Origin of the sequence: Dyadobacter endophyticus (genome assembly GCF_014641595.1) — a bacterium.
Lineage (GTDB): Bacteria > Bacteroidota > Bacteroidia > Cytophagales > Spirosomataceae > Dyadobacter > Dyadobacter endophyticus.
The window spans coordinates 698158-722359 of record NZ_BMIA01000002.1; the positions used below are offsets into that span (position 1 = coordinate 698158).

Below are 24202 nucleotides of genomic sequence, written 5' to 3' on the forward strand. Positions count from 1 at the left end.
ATAATATGTATTGGAACACGGAAGTGGGCCACTGGCCCGTGAATGTAATCATCATGGCCGGAGGCAAAGGCACCCGCTTGAAACCACTGACCGACAATACCCATAAATCGCTCATTCCTGTCGGCGGCAAGCCCATTATCCGCCATCTGATCGACCATTTGGCCGGATTCGGTTTTAGGGAAATCCACATTTCGGTCGGTCACCTGGCCGAGCAGATGATCGGCTACCTGGGCGATGGAAGCGACCTCGGAGTTTCGATCCGGTACATTCAGGAACGTATTCCAATGGGTAGTATCGGCGCCATGTCGCTCAAACATCGCTGGCCCCATGAACATTTCCTGGTGATCAATGGCGATGTATACTCTAATTTCGATATCGGGCATTTGTGCACAGAATATTTCTCTCAAAAAGCCGACATGGCCATTCTGGCTGTGCCAAACACGGTTAAAGTTCCATACGGAGTGCTTGAAATGACTTCCAGCGGCCATATCAGCAGTTTTACCGAAAAACCCGGATATGAATTTATGGTCAATGCCGGAGTGTATATTTTCAACAAGCGCACCTTGAATATGCTGCCAAAAGGTATCGCCTATGAAGGCTGGCAACTGGTCCAGTCGGTGCTACATGCGGGATGGCGTGTCGTCGGTGTGCCTCAGACAACGGGGTATTGGATCGATATTGGAAGTATGGAAACGCTCCGAAAGGCCCAGGAAATGAGCCAGATAGGTATCACGCAGGCATAGCAGAGCTGGCACGTGTTTTTCATGAAAGATTAAAAAGTCATTAAACCTTTACCCGGCTTTTCAATCTAACAGGCTCACCTTCAACCTAACATATCCCAGGCCCTGCCCGGTGTTATGGTAAATGCCGTCATGAAGAAAATACTACTGATCGTTTCACTCCTGAATTTCCTGTGCACGCAACTCTATGCGCAGGACGAACCCCTGGCAACCTATCCTATTACCGGCAAGCTCGAAGATTCCGAGAAAAAGCCGGTCCCTTTTGCGAATGTGGCCCTTCTTGCCGCGAAAGACTCCGCGTTGATCGGTGGCGGTACTGCGGATGAAAACGGGCTTTTCAATATCCCTGCCGAACCAGGCAGCTATCTCGTCAAAATCACTTTCCTGGCCATGGATGAGAAAATCATCCCTAACGTCCGTGTCGCAGCCCAGCCCGTAGCGCTAGGTACGATTACTCTCACATCGAACGCCCACGTGCTCGATGAACTGGTTGTTCAAGGCGAAAAGAGCCAAATGGACCTGCAATTGGACAAGCGGGTATTTAACGTGGGAAAAGACCTGGCCAACATCGGCGGCAACGCGTCGGATATTCTCAATAATATGCCTTCCGTGACGGTGGATGTGGAAGGAAATGTGGCACTTCGCGGCAGCGGAAATGTACGGATACTCATCGACGGCAAGCAATCCGGCATGGTGGGTCTGAACCCCGCCGAAGCGTTGCGCCAAATCCCCGCCGACCTGATCGAGAGCGTGGAGATCATTACGAACCCGTCGTCACGCTACGATGCCGAGGGTGAGGTTGGGATCTTAAATATTGTGATGAAAAAAAATATCCGCTACGGGCTGAATGGAACATTCACCGGCACGGCGGGCTATCCTTCCAATTTCGGCGCTTCTTTTAATGTCAACTACCGCAGAAAAAAGGTAAACCTGATCGCCAATTACGGCTGGATGTATCGTGATGGCCCTGGCCGAGGGCATTCAAGACAGGAGTACAACAGCGCCGATACCAGTTTTGTGTACGAACAAACCAACCGGCGCAACCGCGCGGGATATTCCAACAACGTCCGCGTAGGGCTGGATTATTTTTTGAATAACTACAATACCCTCACAGCTACCCTCTCTTACCGCAGATCACAAAACGACAACAAATCGCAGCTCGAATACCGGGATTTCGACATGAATAATGTTCTCACGCGCACGGTAACACGTGCGGAGGACGAAACGGAGCCGAGAACGAACATCGAAGCGGCATTGAATTACCGGAAAACGTTCGAAAGAAAAGGGCAGAGCCTGTCGTTCGACGCGAAATACATTCTCAGCGATGAAACGGAAGCATCCAAATACCACGAGGTGGCGAACAACAATTCGGTCGATATTCGTCAGCGATCGTATAACACGGAGGATGAAAAGAATTTTCTGGCCCAGCTGGATTACATACACCCGCTCGGCAAGGACGGAAAGCTAGAAGCCGGGCTGAAAACATCCGTCAGGCTGCTGGACAATGACTTTTCGGTTCATCAGCAATTGGAACCCGATTACTGGGTCATTCTGCCCGATTATGATAATCGGCTGGCCTACGATGAAAAGATCCACGCAGCATACCTGATGGCGAGCAACCAGTTCGGGAAAGTGTTTGTACAGGCAGGCCTACGCGGCGAATACACCGATATTCTGACCGAACTTAAAAAAACAGCTCAAACCAATCACCGGCAATACTTCAACCTCTTCCCCAGCATTCACTTATCCTACAAGCTGCAAGACGCCCAGACTTTGCAGCTCAGTTACAGCTACCGGCTGAGCCGGCCCAATTTCCGGGATTTGCTCCCTTTCTCCAATTTCAGCGATTCACGCGTTTTCCGCGCGGGCAATCCGCTGCTGAATCCGGAATTTACACACTCCTTTGAAGCGGGACATTTGCTGAATATGAACCAGGCAACCTTGCTTTCGAGCATTTACTACCGCCACCGGCTGGGCGTAGTGGAAAATATTACTTCGGTGGACTCTACCGGTTTTACCACTATTACGCCTATTAACCTCTCGACAGGCGATTCGTACGGTTTTGAATTCAACCTTACCTACGATCCGGCACCATGGTGGAAACTGACTGCCAATGCTAACATTTTCCGGGCGATGAACGAGGGGTATTACAATGATAAACTATACCAAAGCGATACCTACTCCTGGACCAGCCGGTTCTCGTCGCGCATTACGCTGTTCGGTTCGGTCGATTTCCAGACGTCGTTCAACTACCGCGCGCCGCGGCGTACCACCCAAGGTAAGGAGTTGTCGATTTACTTTATCGATCTCGGTTTGTCCAAGGATATTCTTAAAGGTCGCGGTACGCTTACTGCCAGCGTCCGCGACCTGCTCAATTCTCAGAAGCGCCGAAGCATTACAGAGAATGCGGGCTATTATTCGTATTCGGTATTCCAATGGCGGCCACGGCAGTTTCTGGTCACTTTTTCCTACCGCTTGAACCGCTCGAAAGAAAAACAGAATATGGATAAGCAGGGTGATATGAACGACGAAGAGTAAATCGGCTCGAAAGCACTACCTTTGTACCCGAACCTCGTTATTTGAATAATGCTATTTATCGGAAAATACAATTACCTGACCATCGAGCGGGTTACCAGCGTAGGGATGTTCCTGAGTGATGTGGAAGGTGAAGAAGTGCTGCTTCCCAACCAATATATTACGGACGAAATGCAGGTCGGCGACCAGATCAAGGTATTTGTGTACCTCGATTCCGAAGACCGGCCCGTTGCAACCACTCAGACGCCCAAGATCGTCCGGAACGAGTTTGCCTACTTGGAAGTGAAAGACGTCTCCGAGCACGGTGCATTCCTCGATTGGGGCCTTATTAAAGATCTTTTCGTACCATTCCGCGAGCAGCCCAAGCCCATGGAAATCGGTGAAGGGTATGTCGTTTTTCTCTACCTCGACCAGAAAACGCAGCGGTTGCTGGCCTCCGCGAAAATCGACAAGTTCCTGGAAAGCGAACGACTTACTGTTGCGGAAGGCGACGAAGTGGATCTGCTTATCTGGCAAAAAACCGACCTGGGTTACAATGTGGTCGTAAACCAATACCACAAAGGCCTCATATACGCCAACGAAGTATTTCAGCCGCTGAAAATCGGCGATTCGCTGAAAGGCTACGTCAAAAAGATCCGCGAAGAAAACAAGCTGGATATCAGCCTGCAAAAAACGGGTTACGAAGTAGTGGAGCCGGTAGCGAAGCAAATTCTGGAAGAAATAGAGAAAGGCAAAGGATTTCTGGCCCTTTCCGATAATTCATCCCCCGAAGACATCTACCAAAAGCTCAAAATCAGCAAAAAGGTATTTAAAAAAGCGATTGGCGGCTTGTACAAGCAAGGTATGATCAGGATTACCAGTGACGGGATTTATCTGATTGGGGAGAGCTGATTTTTAACCAAAATCATAAAAAGTAAAGGCATCCGCCGATAATAGACGGATGCCTTTTACAATTCCTGGCCTACTGACTAATTACTTTTTCCCATACTTCTCTTTATACTTTTCATAGAGTCGCTTCTGCTTGTCGTCCAGATTGACCTTGCCACCGCGGATGTAGGCCATTTGAACCATATTGCCGCGCATATCGAGAATATCGCCGTCTGAAACGAGCAATGAGGCTTGCTTGCCCTTTTCCAGCGTCCCCACCTGCTGGCCGGCTCCGATAATATCGGCTGCATTGCGCGTCACGAACTGCAATGCTTCTTCCGGCGTCACACCGCTGAAACCGGAGGCGGTACCAGCCAGAAACCCTAAGTTGCGCGTACGCCACCATTCGTCGGCATAAGTAATAGCCACTTTAACACCTGCTTTATGAAGCAATCCGGGCAGTTCGTACGGCAGGTAAACGTTCTCGTCTACACCCTCGGGGAGCCTGTGTGTGGTATTGATAATGACCGGAACCTGATTTTCTTTCAAAAATGAGGTCACTTTGTAGGACTCGTTCCCGCCTGCGATAACGATCTTTTTCACACCTGCTTCCTGAGCAAAACGTACGGATTCGATAATGTCTTTGGCATAATCGGCGCGGATGTAAAGATTGGCAGTTCCGGCAAAAAGTGGCCTCATCGCTTCCAGGCGCAGATTCACAGGGCTCGGATTAGCTATTTCTGCATAAGCCTTAGCCTCGGCGAACGTCTTCTTGAATACGTCTATCGTTTCCTGGCGCTTCTCATTTCGTTTGATAGAATAGGTAAAAGTCTCGTTATCGAAATTCCCTGCCAGAAAAGACGGCCAGCTTAGCCATATGCCATCATCCTTTTTCAAAACGGCATCCTCCCAGTTCCAGCCGTCGCTATAAAAAACAGATGACGAACCTGAGATCGCGCCTCCCTGCGGAACAGCCTGCGACAACAGGATACCATTGCCCCGCAAAGTTGGTATCACCTCCGAGTCGGTATTATAGGCTACGAGTGCGCGCACATGCGGGTTGATCTCCCCTACTTCATAGTAGTCGAGCGTAGCTCTTACCGATGCGATTTCCTGCAAGCCGACGGTCGTATTGAGCGAGATCAGACCTGGGAAGATATGTTTCCCTTTTACGTCCACGGTTTCGGCACCGGCCGGGCTGGTTAGCGACGCAGCCGGCCCTACTTGTGTGATAATGCCTTTATCGAATGCAATGGCGCCGTTCTGGATCACCTGCCCGTTTCCGATGTGGATCGTAGCGCCTGTGAGTACTACCGGCTTGGTTTGTGGCTTTGCAGGTGCCGGGTTTTGCGCATACGCTCCGGCTGTCAGCCCCAGCAGCAAGCCGGCAATTAATGTATATTTTTTCATAAAAATCAATTTGAATGTCTTGAAACAGTATTACTTGCCAGCATGTATATCGGCGTGTTCCGCGTGGATGCCTACCACATCTTCACAATGCCACATATGGGGCTTCGTGGCCTCTGGCTTCTGCGTGGGCTTGCCTTCGGCCTTTTCACCAAGCATTTTCTGGATCAGCCTTTCGCGTTCCACGGCGATGGATTTCTGTTTCTCCTCATCTTTCTTGCGGTCAAAATAAATAGCGCCTTCAACCATCGTGAAGTCGGGTCTTGCATATACCGAAAGCGGGCTCGCATTCCAGAGCACGAGGTCTGCATCTTTACCCGGCTTCACACTCCCCATCCGATTGTCGAGATGGAGTAGTTTTGCGGGGTTCAGGGTTACCATTTTCCAGGCTTCTTCTTCCGGCACACCACCGTATTCGACGGTCTTAGCAGCCTCCTGATTCAGGCGACGGGCCATTTCGGCGTCATCGGAATTGATCGCCACGGTCACGCCTTCATGGTACATCAGGGCTGCGTTGTATGGAATAGCTTCTTTCACCTCCATTTTATAAGCCCACCAGTCGGCAAACGTCGAACCGCCGATCCCGCGCTTCTGCATGCCGTCGGCCAGTTTATAACCTTCCAGGATGTGGGTAAATGTGTTGATTTTGAATTTCAATGAATCCGCTACGTGCATCAGCATATTGATCTCCGATTGCACGTACGAATGGCAGGTGATCGAACGCTCGCTACCGAGGATTTCCGCCAGTGCATCGAGCTCGATATCCCTCCGTGGAGGTGCGATATTCTGCTTTTTGGCATTCGCATTGTAGCTTTTCCAGCTTGCTGCATATTCTTTCGCACGCAGGAAGTGGTCAAAATAGATCTGCTCCACACCCATCCGCGTCTGCGGGAAGCGTACACGCTGCACATCACCCCAGTTCGACTGTTTCACGTTCTCGCCCAATGCGAATTTGATTGTCTTCACTTCCGGGACCAGCATTTCCGACTGGCTCGCCCCCCATTTCAGCTTGATCATCGCGCTCTGTCCGCCGATCGAGTTTGCAGAGCCGTGCAGCAAATGCGAGGCTGTTACGCCGCCCGCCAGCTGGCGGTAGATATTAATATCATCCGGATTGATCACGTCGCTCATGCGCACCTCCGCGGAGCTCGATTGCCCGCCTTCGTTAATACTGAAAAGCGCGATATGTGAATGCTCGTCGATAATACCGCTGGTAAGATGCTTGCCGGTCCCGTCGATCGTTCGTGCTCCGGACGGCGCTGCGAGGCTCTTCCCAACTTTGGCAATTTTACCGTCCTGGACAATCACGTCGGCATTTTGCAGAATACCCTCCTTTTCATTCGTCCAGATCGTCGCATTTTTGATCAGGAGCGTTTCTTTGGCGGGCAATGTTTCATTTCCATAGCCTACAAACGGATAAACGATCGGTCCTGTTTCCCTGCTTTTCGGCTTAGCGGTGTCTGCGGCGGCTACTGCAGCGCTCTTTTCAGTAAGCGTAGCGCTCCATGGAATCACAGTGCCGTTGGGCAACACACCTTCTCCACTGAACCCATTTCTGCTTAGCCAGCCTGTTAGACGGGTTGTACCGCCTACTTTTTTGTCTTGCTGGTAGGTCAATGTAAGCAATGCGTTTGCCAGGATCGCTTTTGGCGTAATATTGATCGAGTCCTGGACTGTGATCTTATATTCAGGCTTTTCCGGCGATCCGGTAATCTGCAACTTCCCGGCAGGCTGGTTATTCAGCGACAGCGAGTAAATGCCCCTGATATCCGGTACATCAAATGCCGTAAGCACGAATTTCTTTCCCTGGATCCAGTTTTCATAAATCACATTGTCTTTCGAAAACAGATCGCCCGAGGTAATGATAAAGTTAGCGAGCATTCCTGCTTTCAGGCTTCCGATCTTGTTTTCAGCCTTGATCAGCGAAGCAGGAAGTGTCGTCAGTGCAGCCAATGCCTTTTCTTTGGGTAAGCCGTATTCGATGGCTGTCCGGAGGTTTTTCCAGAAATCGGCTTTGTTGCGCAATCCCATGGTCGTCAATGCAAACGGAATTTCAGCTTTCGCTACCTCCGACGCGTTGCTCGGTGCCAGTTCCCAGTGTTTCAGCTGGCTCATGGTTACCACTTCCGCATCCCAGGGGTCTGTTACATCATAAGCATCCGGATATACGAGCGGCAGCAGCAACGTTGCCTTGCTCTTCTTGATCTCCCCAATACGCTGGTACTCATCTCCTCCTCCGCGGATAATGTATTGCACTCCAAACTCGTCCCCAATCTTATCGGCCCGCAGAATACCGTATTTATCACCGGCTTCAAAGAACGAAGGCAGCGCTTTGATCTGGTTGAATGCTTCGAGGGACAAATTGGTCTCTTTTTTGTTTCCGCCTTTCGCGTACCAGTCGGCGTCGTAATAGTTTTGTCTTAGAAGCGCCACCACGCCCATTCCCGACGATGGGTAGGTCTGTGATGAACTTCCTTTCCCGAACGAAAAATGTGCCGACGCTTTGCTATTAAGCATTGCCTTGTTCGCTGGTTCGTCGGTAAGGGTCACGAGCGCGCCGTTTCCACGCACGATGCCGTCATGCGAATGCACCAGCACGGTACCGAAACCAATTTTCCGCAGATCACCTGCCTTTTTAGAATCCGGTGTAAAAAGAATGCTGGCATCTGTTTCGGGCTGCATTGCCTGATTCCATCCGAATGCACCTTTTTTGTTCGATTCCAGCTGGGGGGGTTGCCGCCCCCCGCCGCCTTGCGCCCTTCTGACATCCGGCATCCCATAATCCGAATCCAGCTCGATGAGCGATGCATAAATGAATTTGCCTTTCAGGTCCACGGTAACTGTACCGGCAGGGACTTTCACCTGTTTCCCCGTTTCCCGGATCACTCCGTCTTCAATCAGCATTGTCGCATTTTCGATCGTAGTTTTCGGATCGACGACGATCGTAGCGTTTGTGAAGGCATATCGGCCGGCTCTTTCATCATAAGCACCGTTCCTTGGAAACGTTTCCTGCGCGTGGCAATACACGGCAAGCGTCATACAGCCTAATATCGTTGATAATTGTTTAAACATATATTGTTATCTTAATTACAATTGTGCCTTACAATATACAAGTTAAATCGTTAAATCAGGGCCCTGAGGCTTATATTGCAACAGGTTTTACCGTTGTCCATCATCTTTCCGCACATCATGACATACGAACAATTTCAGGAATCGATTTCACAACCCGCACCGCCGAAAGGCCTTCCGATCCTCCTTGAAGCACTTTGGCACGACGCCAACAACGATTGGGAAGCAGCCCATAATATCGCCCAAAGCAAAGAAGGTACGCAAGCTTACGACCGCTTACACGCCTATCTCCACCGCGTCGAAGGCGATACTTTCAATGCCGGATACTGGTACAGACGTGCTGAATCAGAGGTATTTAAGGGAAGTCTTAAAGAAGAATGGGCACATCTGGCAAATCTATTTTTGGAAAAAGCATAAGGCTTTTACCTTATATTAGTCCAATATAAGGTTTTTTACTTATATACTTAAAATATAAGGCTTTTACCTTATATTTGGCAATTATAAGCAAAAAACCTTATACTCATGAGAGCGTTCCGAGCAGTTATAACCGCTGATATGGTAAATTATACGCAGTTCTCGCGGGAAGAATCAACTGTATGGCTGGAAGAGATGCTTGCTGTTCTACACAAAAACCAGGCGTTCAAATGGGCTTTAAAGCCGGAAATCTACCGCGGCGACAGCTTCCAGGCAGTTTTAAAGAATCCCGAGGAGGTCATGCGGATGGCTATTCTCGCCCGTGTATGCATACGTAAGCACGCGCCCACCGCCGATATGCGCATCGCGGTCGGCATTGGGCTGACAGAACAGCTTACCGATCGCCCGGGCACCTCCGATGGCGAGGCATTCAGATTATCGGGGCATTTGGCCGATAAAATCCGCCAGCAGAAAGCGAGGATCGGCGTTGCATTACCCAAGCCGTCGGAGCCTTTAACAGCAACACTCGATTTACTCGAAACATTGATCGAAAGCTGGACGATAGCTCAAAGCCAGGTAGTAGAAGCCTTGCTAATGGGCAAAAATGTCACGCAGATCGCCGAGATGTTATCCATTAGTCAATCTGCTGCAAGCCAGCGGGTCGCGTCGTCGAAGTGGTGGGCAATTGAAAGTTTTATTGCTACCTTTCCAAAGCAGTTATCACTATACACCAAACGATAAATCACTATGACGGAATTCCTGCTCCTCCTCCTGGCACACGTTCTTGTAGATTTTTACTGGCAGCCCACCCACTGGGTAGCCGACAAAAAGGAGAAAAAATACAAATCCAGATACCTGTATCTCCACACTTTGCTGGTCATCATCGTATCATATATTGCCCTGCACCAGTGGGGAAACCCATTACCTGCCATTGCATTAGGCATTGCACACGGCGCGATAGATCTTATTAAAATATCATTCGACAAAAAAGGATCGCTCACCTGGTTCATCGCCGACCAGGCAGCACACCTGGCAACCATTGCGTTTACTGCACTCATGCTCACAAGCAGCATATTATCCGGTTTCGACACACTCATAACCTGGTTTAACACCCCAAAAACACTGGCAACGCTATCCGGGGCATTACTATCCCTCTCGCCCGTCTCATTTCTGGTGGGCATTCTCACAAAACCATGGCGGGAAGAGCTAAGCAGACTCGCACCCAATGCCGATGACAACCTCGCAAGCGCTGGCCGTTGGATAGGTATGTCTGAGCGGCTGCTCATTTTTGTTTTTGTATTGGTAAATCAATACTCGGCCATCGGCTTTCTGATCGCCGCTAAATCGTTATTGAGGTACAACGACAAATCAACCGAGCCGGGCATCCCACCGGCCTACATCAGTAAGAAATCGGAATATGTCCTGGTGGGCACACTGATGAGTTACACCTGCGCCATAGCTGTCGCATTGATGGTCCAGATACTCAGCCAAAAAATTAAATAGCCCGTTAAACTTAATGCTCGTTTTTCCATCTAACACGAGTATCTAAACTTTTGTGACCATGAGGAAATCATTGTTGGCTATTTTATTCGCCTTTGTAAGCTTCACAACTTTCGCGCAACGCGGCGGCAATGCAACGCCGGAGCAACGCGCCGAGAACCAGACTAAAACCCTGACCGAGAACCTCAAACTTTCGGACGACCAGCAGAAAAAAGTATACGATCTCAGCTTGGTCCGCGCTAAGAAAATGCAAGAATTAAGGGATGCCCAAAATATGGACCGCGAGCAAATGCGGGCTTCAATGGAAACATTTAATACCGAACTTGGCAAAATCCTGACCGTAGAACAGCAGGAAAAATACAAAACCATGCTGGAAGACCGCCGGAATAACCGCGGCGGCGGAGGAGGTGGCGGCGGGCCGAAAAACTAACGTCGATTTAAAGCAAAACAGGCTGCCATATATGAAATGTGGCAGCCTGTTTCAGTATTTGGCATTTTGTAATTCTAAATCACTCCTTCCTTCTTCAAAAGATCGTTCAGACAGAACTGGTATTGATCAAAAAGAGGAACAGTCTCATCCCACTCACAAACAAACCATTCGCGCGAACGGTCCATTACCATGATTTTACGGTTATCGGTAAGCACCCAGATCACACTTTCCGTTCCGAACTCGATCATCTTTTCGCTCTTGCGGGAAATATAATCCTTTGGATCAGGGAACTGATCTGCCTCGATTTTAATATCCACCCCAATCGCTACTTTCGGCGGCACATCTGCGTATTTTTTTGAGAAAATATCCTTAATCATCGCCCTATCGAAAACCGCGACATCGTTAGTCAAGTTATTCCCAAGTGACACGTGCAGCCCACCTTCATTACTGGTCACCAAATATGGCTTACCTCTCAGAATTTCCGCAAAATACGAACTAAGAATCCTAGCGATCAACGCCTGAATAAAACTGCAACCCATAATCTCTTCCGGAGACAAATTATTGGCCAAAACTTCCTTGTAGCCCTTGCGGTACAAGGGGCGTCCGTCGAGTTCTTCGAAGATCAAGCTGGCAGGAATCGTCTCAGTGAGTATCATGGTCTTTCACTTTGCTTCTAGACAAATATAGCGAATTTCAACCCAACTCAAAATCAGCCTTAAAGCGCCATTTCTGTCTTAAATTCCGACGTGAAATGGAAGTGAATAGCCGGGTTGTTCTCGCGGTTCATACGGATCATCCATTCGGATTCGGCGAGAAAAACCGGGTTACGGTCCTTGTCGTATGCGATTTGGTTGCCTTTCAGGCGGATAAATTGGTCCATGGCCGGTTTATCGTCGGCGGTGAGCCAGCAGGCGCGCGAGATATTCATCGGCACCCAGCGGCATTTCGCGCCGTATTCGTGTTCGAGCCGGTATTGGATTACGTCGAATTGAAGTTCTCCAACGGTACCTACTACTTTTCTATTGCCAAGATCGAGTGTAAAAAGCTGGGCTACCCCCTCGTCAGTAAGCTGCTGGATACCTTTTTCCAATTGCTTGGATTTCATTGGATCCATATTAATAAGCTCTTTGAATATCTCGGGCGAGAAACTAGGAATGCCCGAGAATTGCAAATTCTCACCCTCGGTCAATGTATCTCCGATTTTGAAATTACCGGTGTCATAAAGACCTACCACATCGCCCGGAAAACCCTCATCCATCACGCTCTTATCCGAAGCCATGAATGTGAATGGGCTGGAAAAGCGAACTTCCTTACCGAGTCGCACGTGTTTATAGAATTTATTTCTTTCAAACTTACCCGAGCAAATGCGCAGAAACGCAATGCGATCGCGGTGGCGCGGGTCGAGGTTGGCGTGGATTTTAAATACAAAACCTGTGAATTTCGGTTCCGTAGGCTCTACTTCGCGCACGTCCGTAGGGCGCGGCTGCGGGATAGGTGAAATATCGCAGAATGTATCCAACAACTCTTTGATACCGAAGTTGTTAATAGCACTCCCAAAGAATACAGGCGCAAGTTGCCCTTTTTGATAAGCCTCCTCCGAGAATGCATCATAAACGCCTTCAACAAGCTCCACGTCCTCCGTCAGCTGTTCTGCATCTTTTCCACCCAGCAAGTCGGTCAGTTTCTCGTCTTCGAGGCTCACTTTCGCTACATCGCTTTCAATTTTGGTTTTGTTGATTTTAAAGAAATATAGCATTTGCTCATACAAGCTGTAAACCCCTTTAAAATTGGCTCCCATATTGATCGGCCAGGTAAGCGGTCGAACCCGGATGTTCAACTTGCTTTCCAGCTCATCAAGCAGTTCGAAGGGATTCTGGCCTTCGCGGTCGAGCTTGTTGATGAACACGATCACCGGTGTGTTTCGCATGCGGCAAACTTCCATTAGCCGCTCGGTCTGCTCTTCGACGCCCTTCACGCAATCAACCACCAGGATTACGCTGTCTACGGCAGTTAATGTGCGGTAAGTATCTTCGGCAAAGTCCTTGTGGCCCGGTGTATCGAGGATGTTGATCAACAGATCCTTGTATTCGAAGGTCATTACCGACGTTGCGACCGAGATACCACGCTGCTTCTCGATTTCCATAAAGTCGGAAGTCGCGGTCTTTTTAATTTTATTGGACTTTACCGCGCCCGCCGTCTGGATCGCACCGCCGAAAAGGAGCAACTTCTCGGTCAATGTAGTTTTCCCGGCATCAGGGTGGCTGATAATCGCAAACGTGCGGCGTTTCTTTATTTCTTGTAAATTACTCATATATATCGCTGCCCGGAACGGACAGTCATTTTTCAGGGGCATTACCTAATGCACTTTATTTCAAAGCATTGGCAACACATTGCCTATTGTGACTGAATAGCAAAATTTGCACAAAGATAAGAATAAAGAAAAGCCGCCCCTAATGAGGGCGGCTCTAAATTATACAGCTTTTTACGCTGATCGGATATTCTCTGAATCTCAGTAATAAGAATGCTTGTAATCCTCCACCGAAGTAAGAATCACTTCGTGTGCCTCTTCTCTACCATACACATTGGTAATTTCGATATGCGCTTTCTCTCCCGGCAGGTTCTTATAAGTGAGGAAATAGTGCTTCAAACGCTCTACGATACCGTCCGGCAGCTCGCTCAGATCACTGTATTGCCCGTAAACTTCGTCGCCTTTCAGAACCGCGATGATCTTGTCATCAGCCTCGCCGCCGTCGATCAGACGGATGCCGCCGATGGGCTTCGCCTCGCACATGATGTTACCATGCGAAATGATTTTTTCACACAATACGATGATATCCAGCGGGTCACCATCTCCTTCGGTCACATCACGACCTGACCGTTCCCGTGCCAGCGCTGCGATTTTATCCGCGCAATAGGTCTTAGGAATGAAGCCGTACAATGCAGGAACGATGTTCGAATATTTCTGCGGGCGGTCGATTTTGAGGTAACCGGTCGCCTTGTCAATTTCGTATTTTACGGTATCGGTAGGAACAATCTCAATAAAAGCAGTAACTAATTCGGGTGCCTTGTCACCCATTGGGATTCCGTGCCACGGATGTGCTTTGTGTACGTTAGCGATCATTAGTTGTGTAATAGGTAATAACTTAAAACTTAAATTTCGTTGAATACTAATCTTAATTTCTTACAATCCCGCCTTTTCGGCAATGGTGTAATCCCCTGTCTTCGAAACAGATTGCTTCACAAACAATTCACCCAAAAATCCTGCGAGAAATAATTGAGACCCTACCATAATGGCCACCAGCGCCAAAAAGAACATCGGGTTCTCTGTAACATTCCGGTAAGGCAATAAATTGTAAATGTTATATATCTTTTTTCCGATAAGCCACACAGCTATAAGGCTTCCAAGAAAAAACATAAGGGTTCCGAGACTGCCAAACAAATGCATGGGTCTTCGTCCAAACTTATTCACAAAGGCGATCGAAAGCAAATCCAGGAAGCCAAAAATGAACCGTTCGAGACCGAATTTTGTGTAACCGTATTTCCGCGCCCGGTGCTGCACTACTTTCTCCCCTATTCTGGCAAAACCATTCCATTTCGCGATCACCGGAATGTACCGGTGCATCTCTCCGTAAATAGTGATATTCTTCACGACCTCCCCACGGTACGCTTTCAATCCGCAATTAAAATCATGCAAATAAACACCTGAAATACTGCGGGTAGCGGCATTGAACAGCTTGGTCGGTATTGTTTTGGTGATCGGGTCGTAACGCTTTTTCTTCCAGCCCGAAATTAGGTCGTAGCGGTCGTTAACGATCATATTGTACAGTTCGGGGATTTCGTCGGGACTGTCCTGCAAATCGGCGTCCATCGTGATCACGACATGGCCTTTTGCCGCTTGAAAACCCGTTTGCAAAGCCGCTGTCTTGCCATAGTTCCGCACAAAACGCATTCCCCGCACATTTGGATTTTCCTGCGAAAGCCGCTGGATCACTTCCCACGAGCGGTCCCGGCTGCCGTCATCCATGAAGAGCACTTCGTAAGAAAAATGATTCTCGTCCATAACCCTTGCAATCCACTCGCAGAGCTCTGGAAGCGACTCTTCTTCATTGTATAGCGGGATAACAACGGAAATCTGGATAGCTTGGTCGGTCATGTACGGTTTCAGTGACAATGCTTTGCCGGTAATTTGCCGCAAAGTTCGTGTTTTTCCTGATCAAAATTTCAAATAAAAAGCTTTTAGCAACTCCCTGAAACGTGGGTCATGGGTGATACCGTCCGTTCCATAAATATACAGATCGGGTTCAATGTGCACATTATGAGCGAATTCAGCATGCTGAAACAGCATTAACAAGCGAAATGCTTTTTTATCTTCCTGATGAAACAATGTCAGCTTGCGGGTAAGTTTCCAGCCTGCATTTTCCGCTTTCTCCACAAAGCGCTCGCCTTCATCCACGGGGAAAAGAATGTTGAATTTACCCTCCGGTTTCAAAAGCCGTTCGATGGCAACCAGCAGCTCCTCAAAATCAAGCGATTTGGCATGATGGGCGATATTCTTTTTATCGATCGGCGAAAGCAGGTCCGACTGGAAGAAGGGCGGATTGGTAATGATCACATCGTACAAATGATCGGAAACAAACTCCTGTACCGCCGAATGGAACAAGGTAATGCGGTCGTGAAACGGGCTTTGCTCCACATTTTCACCGGCCTGGTAAAATGCTTCCGCATCAATTTCCACTGCATCGATCATCGCGTAGGAGTTGCGCTGCGCGACCATCAGCGAAAGCAGCCCCGTTCCGGCGCCGATATCGAGAATACGGTCGGCGTCCTCCACCTCCGCCCACGCGCCCAGGACACAGGCGTCGGTACATACTTTCATGGCGCACTGGTCCTGCCGGACAGTGAACTGTTTGAACCGGAAATGGGCGTTACGGGGCATATTATGAGTTATTTTCTTCCAAAATCAGCCGGATTCTCTCCCCAATATTCCGTCTCCCATTTCAGTATCTTGTTGGGGTAAGTATTCGTTGCGAGCCAGCGTTCGGCGCGTTGCAACATTTCAAAAAGCGGCTTGTTCCGCGGGGTCAGAGCCAGCTTGGTATTCGCGTGTTTCTTCTTAATCCAGGCCATTGCCGTTTTGGAATCGGTATAAATGGGCAAGTCGCTTTCCTTCTTTTGCAAATAAGCCAATGCGTGCACGATTGCCAAAAACTCGCCGATATTGTTGGTCCCGTCTTTAAAAGGCCCTTGCAGGAAAATACGATCGCCGGTGGCATAATACACGCCCTGATACTCCATATCGCCGGTAGCGGTGTTCCACGCCGCGTCCACCGCAATGCTGTTTTTGATCGGCCGTCCTACGTTAGCAGGCGGCTCCTGTGCAGCCGGTTTGGAATCCTTTTTGGCCACGAATTCCCAGTAATTCCGCTGAATGGCCGCTTCGGCTTCCTGCAATGAGTCAAAAGACTTGTAGCGCGCATCCTCGAAGCCCTTAATCTGTGCCTCGCACTCCTTCCAATCGGTAAAAACGCCCGTCTTCCGGCCTTGCCACACTACGTAGAACTTTGTCTTTTTCAATTTTGAATGATTGAATATATCAATGATTGAATGACCGAATGATTGAATGACTGAATAGGTTTTATTCGGTCATTCAGTCATTCAATCATTCAAAATTATTTTTCCTCCCAAACGGTCGCCAATTCCACGATGACCTCCACCGCCTTTTCCATATCCTGCACCGATACCCATTCCAGTTTGGAGTGGAATGCGTGTTCGCCAGCGAAGATATTCGGGCATGGAAGTCCCATGTACGACAGCCGCGAACCATCGGTGCCGCCGCGAATACTGCGTTGGATCGGATTTAAGCCCACACGTTCCATGGCGGTTAATGCATTTTTTATGACTTCCGGGTGCTGGTCCAGTACCTCCTTCATGTTCCGGTACTGCTCCTGAACCTTGAATTCGCCGCTGGAATTGGGATATGCTTTCAATACTTCCTCCATAATACCTTTCAGAAATGCCTCTTTCTCGTGCAAGCCTGCAACAGTAAAATCGCGGATAATGAAGCTCAAAACCGCTTTCTCCTGGATGCCTTCCATTTGCACCGGGTGGATAAAACCTTCCTTATCCTGCGTGGTTTCCGGCGAAAGCGTATCTTTCGGAAGCCGCGCCAGTATTTCGGCAGCGATTTTCAATGCATTTTCCAGCTTGCCAATCGCATAACCCGGGTGTGTGCTCACGCCGTGAATGGTAATTTTTACCCCGTCGGCAGAAAACGTTTCATCTTCCAATGTGCCGATTGCCTCGCCATCGACGGTATAGCCGAAATCAGCACCCAGCTTTTGCAAATCTACATTTTCGGTTCCTCTCCCTACTTCTTCGTCCGGCGTGAACAGGATTTTAATATCACCGTGCTTAATCTGCGGATTGGCAAGTAAATACTCGGCGGCGGCCATAATTTCGGCAACACCTGCCTTATTATCAGCACCCAACAATGTGCTACCGCTGGCAGTAACAATGTCGTTTCCGATTTGCTGATCTAGATCGTGCAGTTCTCCTATTCTCAAAACCTGCGAATGATCGTCCGGCAGGATAATGTCCGAGCCGTCCCAGTTTCGGTGAACGATCGGCTTCACGTTTTCGCCCGTAACATCCGGCGAAGTGTCGACGTGCGAACAGAAGCAAATCACGGGAATGTCCTTTCTGTCGGAATTCGACGGAATCGTCGCGTACACATAACCGTGGTCATCCACATGTGCGTCCGCTACGCCCAGCGCACGAAGCTCTTCGGCGAGCAAGTTACTCAGGTTACGCTGTTTGGCGGTGCTGGGGAACGTCTCCGAATTAGGGTCTGACTGGGTATCAATTTGTACGTAACGCAGAAATCGTTCAAGAACTGAGCTCATAGTGGGTCGATTGAGGTTTTCTGAATACTACTAACCTATGATCGACGACAGGTCGGCAGGCGAATAATTGATATTCTTCAAAGTCTTATCGTCGGCGGTGCGGTACACCAGGTATTTGCCATTGTCTTCCTTAAAATAGCATTCGGTACCCTTCGCCTGGTAATGCGCGACGGTCGCTTCGGCTTCTTCTACTGAATTGCATGCCTTCGACATATTCGAACGCTGCACTTCGTCGAACAACGTCCGGAATTTCTCGCCCAGCCCGAATTCCAGCACCGCGCCCGACAATACATATTGCAGGTCGCAAAGCGCGTCTGCCACTTCCACTATATCCTTTTCGAGGATCGCAACTTCCAGCTCCTTCAACTCCTCGGCCAGCAATGCCACGCGCAGGCGGCTTCTTTCTTCGGAGGGGATCGTCGGGGTTTCCAGGATCGGGTGTTTGAAAGTTCTATGAAAATCCGCGACTTGATTAAGGCTATCCAGTTGTTGCATTGTTATATGGTTTTAAAATTTGTCTTACTTGAATGTAGCGTCGGGGCGCCACTTTACATCGAAAGGTTGGTTTTGAAAAGCTTGATAGCAATCGCCAGCAGGATAATACCGAAAACCTTCCGGAGAATATCCGTTCCCCCCTGCCCCAGCTTCCTTTCCAACCAGTTCGATGATTTTAATACGAGGTAAATAAAAAAGAGGTTCAGCACGATGCCGACCAGGATATTCTGGATCTGATAGGTCGACCGGAGCGACAGCAATGTAGTCATGGTAGCAGCGCCGGCGATCATCGGGAATGCGATCGGAACAATGGACGCCACGCTCACATCCATATTGCCGTGTTTGAATATTTCACGGCCCAGGATCATTTCAAGCCCCAGCAGGAACAGGATAATGGCCCCGGCAATGGCGAATGAAGCGATATCGACCCCAAAAAGGCTCAGTAGCCTTTCTCCCAAAAACAAAAAGATCACCATGATCAATCCGGCCACGATGGTCGTTTTTTCGGACTCTATCTTGCCGAGCTTCCGCCGAAAATCGACGATAACCGGCAATGAACCAAGCACATCGATCACCGAAAAGAGGATCAGCGTGACGGAGACGATTTCCTTGAAATTGAACATGGGCTTACACTTTGGGGCGTTTTGATCCCGCAAAGTTGCTCAAAACCGACTGTTTACACAACCTCAAAAACCAATGATCGTGAAATTAGCGGCGGCTAGGAAGCGCTTCCCGGCAGGAAGTTCAGGAATGTGTTAAACTGCTTTTTATACTTCTCCTCGTCGATTTTGTAAAAGAATGCCCCTTTTTTAGAATAGCCTTTCTGCTTTTCGTCCAGCTTTATCAATAAATTGGTTGACAGCAACTTACGGCTAAAATTACGCTTATCGAGCTCCGTCCCGAAAATTGCCTCATACAATTTCTGCAACTGCGGAATCGTGAATTTTTCGGGTAATAATTCAAAGCCGATGGGGTGCTGGGATGCCTTATAACGCAGGTGCTGGATCGCCATATCAACCATCATGGCATGGTCGAAAAGTAGTTTGGGTAACTCCTGCATTGAAAACCACTGTGCCTCATAGTTTTTGGATATCTTATGGTCATAATCCTCGACATTGATCAATGCAAAATAGGCGACAGACACGGTGCGCTCCACCGGGTCGCGGAGAGGGCTACCGAAAGTATGAAGTTGTTCCAGGTAAATGTCTGTCAGGCTGGTCAATTCAAAAAGAATGCGGGACGATGCTCCTTCAAGGCTTTCGTCGGGCTGCACCCAACCGCCCATCAGCGACCACGTATGATGCTCGTCTTCGATGCCCCTTTTAACCAGCAACAGTTTCAGCTCTTCGCCATCAAAACCAAAAATAATCGAATCCAGCGCGACCAGACATTTCGTCTGGGCCTGGTATTGCTTTAAAATATCTAATCGCACAACTAGTAAGTCGCAGGTGAGTGGATTTGTTTTTTAGTTATAAATACAAGGAAGGCCATTTACTACTCATTCCGTCAATTGGGGGCCATTTTCACTAAAAAAGCCTTCAATGTGGCAATTTCCTCATCGCTGATCGCCGGGAAGTTAGCGATCCGGAAACTGGTATCTTTCTCCTTGCCATAGCCGTTGCCCAACGTAATACCCTCTTTATAGGCTGCATTTTTCAGGAATTCAATACGTTTCTTTTCCGCGCGGACAGCGATGACGGTATCCGAACGCATTGCCGTATTTTCAACCACAAGCTCATACCCATTTTCCAAAAGGAACGCATACCAGTCGTGTGCACGACGGCGGGTATGCTTGTCCACCTCGTCGATTGGCGGCACTTGCTGCATAACCTTCCCGAGCAGGTAAATACCGAGGATATTGGGAGTAAAAGGGGTTTGAAACTTCAAAAAGTTATCGCGGATGAACAACAGGCTATTATAATGCTTCCGCTCGCCTACCTGGATCGCGCGCTCGACGGCTTTCGGCGAAACGATCATCACGGCCAGCCCGGCAGGCAGTCCGAAACATTTCTGCACTGAAGCGTACCAGATATCGGCATTCTCCCATGGCAAGACCACACCCGCCATCGACGACGTGGCGTCTACCGCAATAAGGTTATCGACCTTTTTCCGAATATCCAGCAGGAAATCTTCCGGAACTTTGGTACCGTTCGACGTCTCATTATGCGTCACGCAAATCAGCTCATTACGGGAGAACACGGCAGAACGGTCCATGAGTAAAGTTTCGTTCAACCCGAATGCAGCGTCACTGGCGCGGTGCGAAATGCGATGGGTATATTCCATCCATTTCTCGCCGAATGCACCATTATAAATATGCAAGCTCGAATCAATCAGCAGCGATTGAGCGATAATCTCCCAGCATTCCGTAGCCGACGACACGAAATAGGCCTCATAACCGGCCGGAACGTCCAGCTTGGCTTTCAGATCAGCGATCGTCTGTTCCAGCAGCTGCATAAAACCTCTGCTTCTATGGTTGGAGCTGACCAGCCCGCTCGCAAAAGCCTCGGAAATATATTGTTCGACCTGTGGATAAACCTTGCTGGGCCCTGGGTAAAACGTAATCATAGCATTTCGTTTTTGGTTTAAAACAAAACATCACAGGCCGGAATAAAATCCCCAAACCTGTGATGCCTGAAAATATAATTATAGAGCCGTGAATACCAAATAACTACACCTGACTATTCCTGACTTTTATTGTCACATAAACCCTTCGCGAACCATCGCCTTTGCCAGCTTCTCGCCCAGTTCTTTCGATGCTTTCAGCAATGGCAAACGTACATCCGAGCTGCAAATACCTTTAATTTCCAGGCATTTTTTGATCCCTACCGGGTTCGATTCGATGTAAAGCAATGTATCGAATTCCAGGAATGCGAGTTGCAGTCTGGCAGCTTCTTTGAAACGGCCTTCGAGCGCAGCCCAGGTGAGATCGTGGAATTCTTTCGGGAATGCATTGGCAATCACCGAAATAACGCCGTGCCAGCCAACGCTCACCATAGTGGTTACCAGGTTGTCGTCGCCCGACAGGAGCAAAAAGTCTTCGGGCACGCGCGAGGCGAGTTCCATGCTCTGCTCGATGCTGCCGCCCGCGTCTTTGATCCCGATGATATTCGGGTGGGAAGCCAGCTTCACGATGGTATCCGACTTCATATTAATTACCGTACGTCCGGGAACATTGTACAACAGCACAGGCACCGGCGAAGCGTCGGCGATAGCTGTAAAATGTGCGATAATGCCCTCCTGGGTTGGTTTGTTGTAATAAGGACAAACCGACAGGATCGCATCCACGCCCGTGAAATCGGTTTCCTTAATGGTATCCAATACCGACTGGGTATCATTGCTTCCGATGCCGTACACAATCGGGAGCTTCTTATAGTTGTTTTGGATTGTAAATGCCAGGATATCACGCTTTTCCTTGGAAGTAACTGTCGGCGACTCGCCAGTTGTTCCTTGTACTACCAGGTAGTCCGTACCACCTTCCGTCACCAGGTCGATCAGTCTTTTCAGACCCGGATAATCAATCTCATTCTGTTCATCAAAAGGTGTGATCAGCGCGGCCCCTACCCCTTTGAAACGTTGGTCCAATGGCATTATTTACTTATATAATTGTTAGATTTTAAAACACAAAGTTAGCCTTCCGGGGCTATTTTCTTTACTTAATTTCCAATCATTGCTAAAAATTCTTCCTCGGAGAGGATGGTTACGCCCAGTTTCCGCGCTTTTTCGAGCTTGGAAGGCCCCATATTCGCTCCTGCGAGCAAATAGTTGAGCTTTCCGGATACCCCGCTAAGCACTTTTCCGCCATTCGCTTCGATCTTCTCTTTCAGCTCGTCCCGCTCGAAATTTTCGAAAACACCCGAAATCACAAACGTCTTGCCATCCAGCAGGTCGCTTTCAATTTCCACCGGTTTTTCGTCGCCTTCCATTTGCAACCCGGCTTGCTCCAATCGCTCAACGAGCAGCTGATTTTCCGGCACACTGAAAAACGATTCGATGCTCAACGCAATGCGGCCGCCGATTTCAGGTACTGCAACGAGCTGATCATAGGAAGCGGCCCGCAATGCCCGCATGGATTTAAAATAGGCGGCCAGCTTTTCGGCCACAGTCTGGCCTACGAAGCGAATGCCCAATGCAAAAAGCACATTTTTAAATGGAACCGTTCGCGACAAATCGATGCCTTTGAGGATATTGTCGACCGTTTTCTCACGGAAACTGATCTTTTTGACCTTTCCGGTTTCTTCGTTGACCAGGTTCTTTTCCAGGCCCAGCAGCTTGTCGTAATTGAGATCGTACAGGTCCGCGGGCGTGCGCACGAGATCCAGATCAAATAGGAGCTCTATTTTGCCTTCACCCAAACTTTCGATATTCATCGCCTTTCGGTGAATGAAATGTTCGATGCGCCCTTTCAATTGCGGCGGGCAATGGCTGTCGTTCGGGCAGAAAAATGCCACTTCTCCTTCGTTGCGCTGCAATTCCGAATCACATTCCGGGCAATGCGTCGGGAAAACGATCTCCTCGGTTTCGTACTTTTCGCGTTGCGAAACGTCTACGCCCGTAATCTTCGGGATAATCTCCCCGCTTTTTTCCACAAAAACCGTATCCCCAATGCGGATACCAAGCCTTTCCAGCTCGTTCGCATTATGCAAAGTCGCCCGCTTCACCCGCGTACCCGACAAATGCACACCTTTCACCTGGTTGTAAGGCAATGCGCGCTCGGAGAGGTCGCACAGGTTTGCGACAGGCGTCACAGCACCCGTCCGGCCTACCTGGTAGGTTACCATCCGCAGCACGGCAGGTTTGTTTTCGGCCTTATATTTATAGGAAATCGCCCAACGTGGACTTTTAGCCGTAAAACCAAGTTCTTTTTGCTGAGCAAATGAGTTTACCTTAATCACAATGCCATCCGTAGCGAGCGGCAAATGCATCCGCTTCTCCTCCCATTCATGAATGTACTCGATGACCTCGTCGATATTAGAGACTTTCTTCCAGCCCGGCGAGACATTGAAACCCCATGATTTGATGCCTAGCAGGCTTTCCTCGTGACTTTTGAAATAATCATCATCCGACAAAAAGTAATAGAGGTAACAATCGAGGCCGCGACGCGCCGTTTCGGCAGAATCCTGCAATTTAAACGAGCCGGAAGCCGCATTGCGGGGATTGGCATACTGGTTTTCTCCTAATGTATCCATTTCCTCATTCAGTTTTTGAAATGAAGAAGTCGGCATGAAACCCTCCCCGCGAATTTCGAACAATGGCGGCAGGTTGTCGGCCTTCACGCGTAGTGGCAGCGAGCGGATCGTTTTGACATTATTGGTGATCTCGTCCCCGCGCGTACCGTCGCCGCGCGTCACGCCGCGCACGAGGACGCCGTTTTCGTAGGTGAAACTGAGGGAAATCCCATCGAATTTCAGCTCACATATATATTCGTAAGCCTCGCCATCCAATCCCCGGCGTACGCGGTCGTCGAAACTGCGGAGCTCCTCCTCGTTATAAGTATTGTCAAGCGACAGCATTGGGTACCGGTGGTACACCGCATTGAACGCCTTGGTTACCGTCCCGCCAACCCGTTGCGTGGGCGAATCGTCCTGTTTGAATTCCGGATACTGATTTTCCAGGGCTTGCAGCTCTTTGAGCAACTGGTCAAATTCATAATCGGATATTTCAGACACGCTCTCCTGGTAATAGCGGTCATTATAGTAATGCAGCTTTTCGGAAAGCTCCTGGATTCTCTGTTCGGGATTCATAATGGTCACGGCGGCTTGATGATTCGGCCCAAATTTAAGATTTATTCCAAATTCTGAGCATTCGATAACCGATGTGTTACCAATTGCGGGTTCATGCGTATC

General features: G+C 49.0%; 22 protein-coding genes. 7 read left to right on the forward strand and 15 right to left on the reverse strand.

Annotated elements, in window-relative coordinates; translation table 11 throughout:
• The first annotated feature begins 5 nt into the window (after nt 1–5).
• The 3 genes from IEY24_RS15120 (at nt 6) to IEY24_RS15130 (ending at nt 4166) form a co-directional block, all read left to right on the forward strand.
• Nucleotides 6–743, forward strand: a complete 738-nt coding sequence (locus IEY24_RS15120; RefSeq protein WP_188933491.1) for a nucleotidyltransferase family protein — start codon at nt 6–8, stop codon at nt 741–743.
• Nucleotides 744–872: 129 nt separating this feature from the next.
• Nucleotides 873–3278, forward strand: coding sequence for a TonB-dependent receptor (locus IEY24_RS15125; protein WP_188933493.1), 2406 nt, complete (start codon nt 873–875; stop codon nt 3276–3278).
• 48 nt (nt 3279–3326) lie between these two features.
• Complete coding sequence (locus IEY24_RS15130; RefSeq protein ID WP_188933495.1) at nt 3327–4166, forward strand: CvfB family protein; 840 nt, start codon at nt 3327–3329, stop codon at nt 4164–4166.
• Between the two features lie 81 nt (nt 4167–4247).
• Here the strand turns inward: IEY24_RS15130 and IEY24_RS15135 are convergent, their stop codons facing one another.
• The gene (locus IEY24_RS15135; RefSeq protein ID WP_188933497.1) at nt 4248–5552 is read right to left on the reverse strand and encodes an amidohydrolase family protein; all 1305 of its coding nucleotides are present in this window, start codon (nt 5550–5552) and stop codon (nt 4248–4250) included.
• A 30-nt stretch (nt 5553–5582) separates the two neighbouring features.
• The gene (locus IEY24_RS15140; protein ID WP_188933499.1) at nt 5583–8621 is read right to left on the reverse strand and encodes an amidohydrolase family protein; all 3039 of its coding nucleotides are present in this window, start codon (nt 8619–8621) and stop codon (nt 5583–5585) included.
• Nucleotides 8622–8738: 117 nt separating this feature from the next.
• Between IEY24_RS15140 and IEY24_RS15145 the strand changes: the two genes are divergently transcribed.
• The 4 genes from IEY24_RS15145 to IEY24_RS15160 all read left to right on the forward strand — a co-directional run bounded on the left by IEY24_RS15145 (nt 8739) and on the right by IEY24_RS15160 (nt 10962).
• On the forward strand, nt 8739–9035 hold the full coding sequence (locus IEY24_RS15145) for a hypothetical protein (protein ID WP_188933501.1): 297 nt from the start codon (nt 8739–8741) through the stop codon (nt 9033–9035).
• A 105-nt stretch (nt 9036–9140) separates the two neighbouring features.
• A complete protein-coding gene (locus IEY24_RS15150) occupies nt 9141–9773 on the forward strand; it encodes a hypothetical protein (RefSeq protein WP_188933503.1) in 633 nt (210 codons plus the stop codon).
• Nucleotides 9774–9779: 6 nt separating this feature from the next.
• A complete protein-coding gene (locus IEY24_RS15155) occupies nt 9780–10535 on the forward strand; it encodes a DUF3307 domain-containing protein (RefSeq protein WP_188933505.1) in 756 nt (251 codons plus the stop codon).
• A 58-nt stretch (nt 10536–10593) separates the two neighbouring features.
• Nucleotides 10594–10962, forward strand: coding sequence for a DUF4890 domain-containing protein (locus tag IEY24_RS15160; RefSeq protein ID WP_188933507.1), 369 nt, complete (start codon nt 10594–10596; stop codon nt 10960–10962).
• Between the two features lie 74 nt (nt 10963–11036).
• Here IEY24_RS15160 and IEY24_RS15165 read toward each other — a convergent pair whose 3' ends face one another.
• The 13 genes from IEY24_RS15165 to ligA all read right to left on the reverse strand — a co-directional run bounded on the left by IEY24_RS15165 (nt 11037) and on the right by ligA (nt 24100).
• Nucleotides 11037–11618, reverse strand: a complete 582-nt coding sequence (locus IEY24_RS15165) for a Uma2 family endonuclease (protein WP_188933509.1) — start codon at nt 11616–11618, stop codon at nt 11037–11039.
• Nucleotides 11619–11677: 59 nt separating this feature from the next.
• Nucleotides 11678–13273 carry a peptide chain release factor 3 gene (locus IEY24_RS15170; protein ID WP_188933511.1) on the reverse strand — a complete coding sequence of 532 codons (1596 nt, stop codon included), beginning with the start codon at nt 13271–13273 and terminating at the stop codon, nt 11678–11680.
• Between the two features lie 198 nt (nt 13274–13471).
• Nucleotides 13472–14083, reverse strand: a complete 612-nt coding sequence (locus IEY24_RS15175) for an inorganic pyrophosphatase (RefSeq protein ID WP_177193982.1) — start codon at nt 14081–14083, stop codon at nt 13472–13474.
• Nucleotides 14084–14143: 60 nt separating this feature from the next.
• On the reverse strand, nt 14144–15115 hold the full coding sequence (locus IEY24_RS15180) for a glycosyltransferase family 2 protein (RefSeq protein WP_188933513.1): 972 nt from the start codon (nt 15113–15115) through the stop codon (nt 14144–14146).
• Between the two features lie 60 nt (nt 15116–15175).
• Nucleotides 15176–15898: a tRNA1(Val) (adenine(37)-N6)-methyltransferase gene (locus IEY24_RS15185; protein WP_188933516.1), complete on the reverse strand. Its 723-nt coding sequence runs from the start codon at nt 15896–15898 to the stop codon at nt 15176–15178.
• Between the two features lie 8 nt (nt 15899–15906).
• Nucleotides 15907–16536, reverse strand: a complete 630-nt coding sequence (locus IEY24_RS15190; RefSeq protein WP_188933518.1) for a ribonuclease H1 domain-containing protein — start codon at nt 16534–16536, stop codon at nt 15907–15909.
• 95 nt (nt 16537–16631) lie between these two features.
• Nucleotides 16632–17864 (reverse strand): peptidase T, encoded by a 1233-nt coding sequence (gene pepT / locus IEY24_RS15195; protein ID WP_188933520.1) that lies wholly within the window; start codon nt 17862–17864, stop codon nt 16632–16634.
• Between the two features lie 30 nt (nt 17865–17894).
• Nucleotides 17895–18359: a pyrophosphohydrolase domain-containing protein gene (locus IEY24_RS15200; RefSeq protein ID WP_090157231.1), complete on the reverse strand. Its 465-nt coding sequence runs from the start codon at nt 18357–18359 to the stop codon at nt 17895–17897.
• A gap of 53 nt (nt 18360–18412) precedes the next feature.
• Complete coding sequence (locus IEY24_RS15205) at nt 18413–18982, reverse strand: MarC family protein (RefSeq protein WP_188933522.1); 570 nt, start codon at nt 18980–18982, stop codon at nt 18413–18415.
• Nucleotides 18983–19077: 95 nt separating this feature from the next.
• Nucleotides 19078–19791 (reverse strand): NUDIX hydrolase, encoded by a 714-nt coding sequence (locus IEY24_RS15210; protein ID WP_188933524.1) that lies wholly within the window; start codon nt 19789–19791, stop codon nt 19078–19080.
• Between the two features lie 74 nt (nt 19792–19865).
• On the reverse strand, nt 19866–20924 hold the full coding sequence (locus IEY24_RS15215) for an aminotransferase class V-fold PLP-dependent enzyme (protein ID WP_188933527.1): 1059 nt from the start codon (nt 20922–20924) through the stop codon (nt 19866–19868).
• Between the two features lie 132 nt (nt 20925–21056).
• A complete protein-coding gene (gene dapA, locus IEY24_RS15220) occupies nt 21057–21947 on the reverse strand; it encodes a 4-hydroxy-tetrahydrodipicolinate synthase (protein ID WP_188933529.1) in 891 nt (296 codons plus the stop codon).
• A 65-nt stretch (nt 21948–22012) separates the two neighbouring features.
• A complete protein-coding gene (gene ligA / locus IEY24_RS15225) occupies nt 22013–24100 on the reverse strand; it encodes an NAD-dependent DNA ligase LigA (RefSeq protein ID WP_188933531.1) in 2088 nt (695 codons plus the stop codon).
• Nucleotides 24101–24202: the final 102 nt, after the last annotated feature.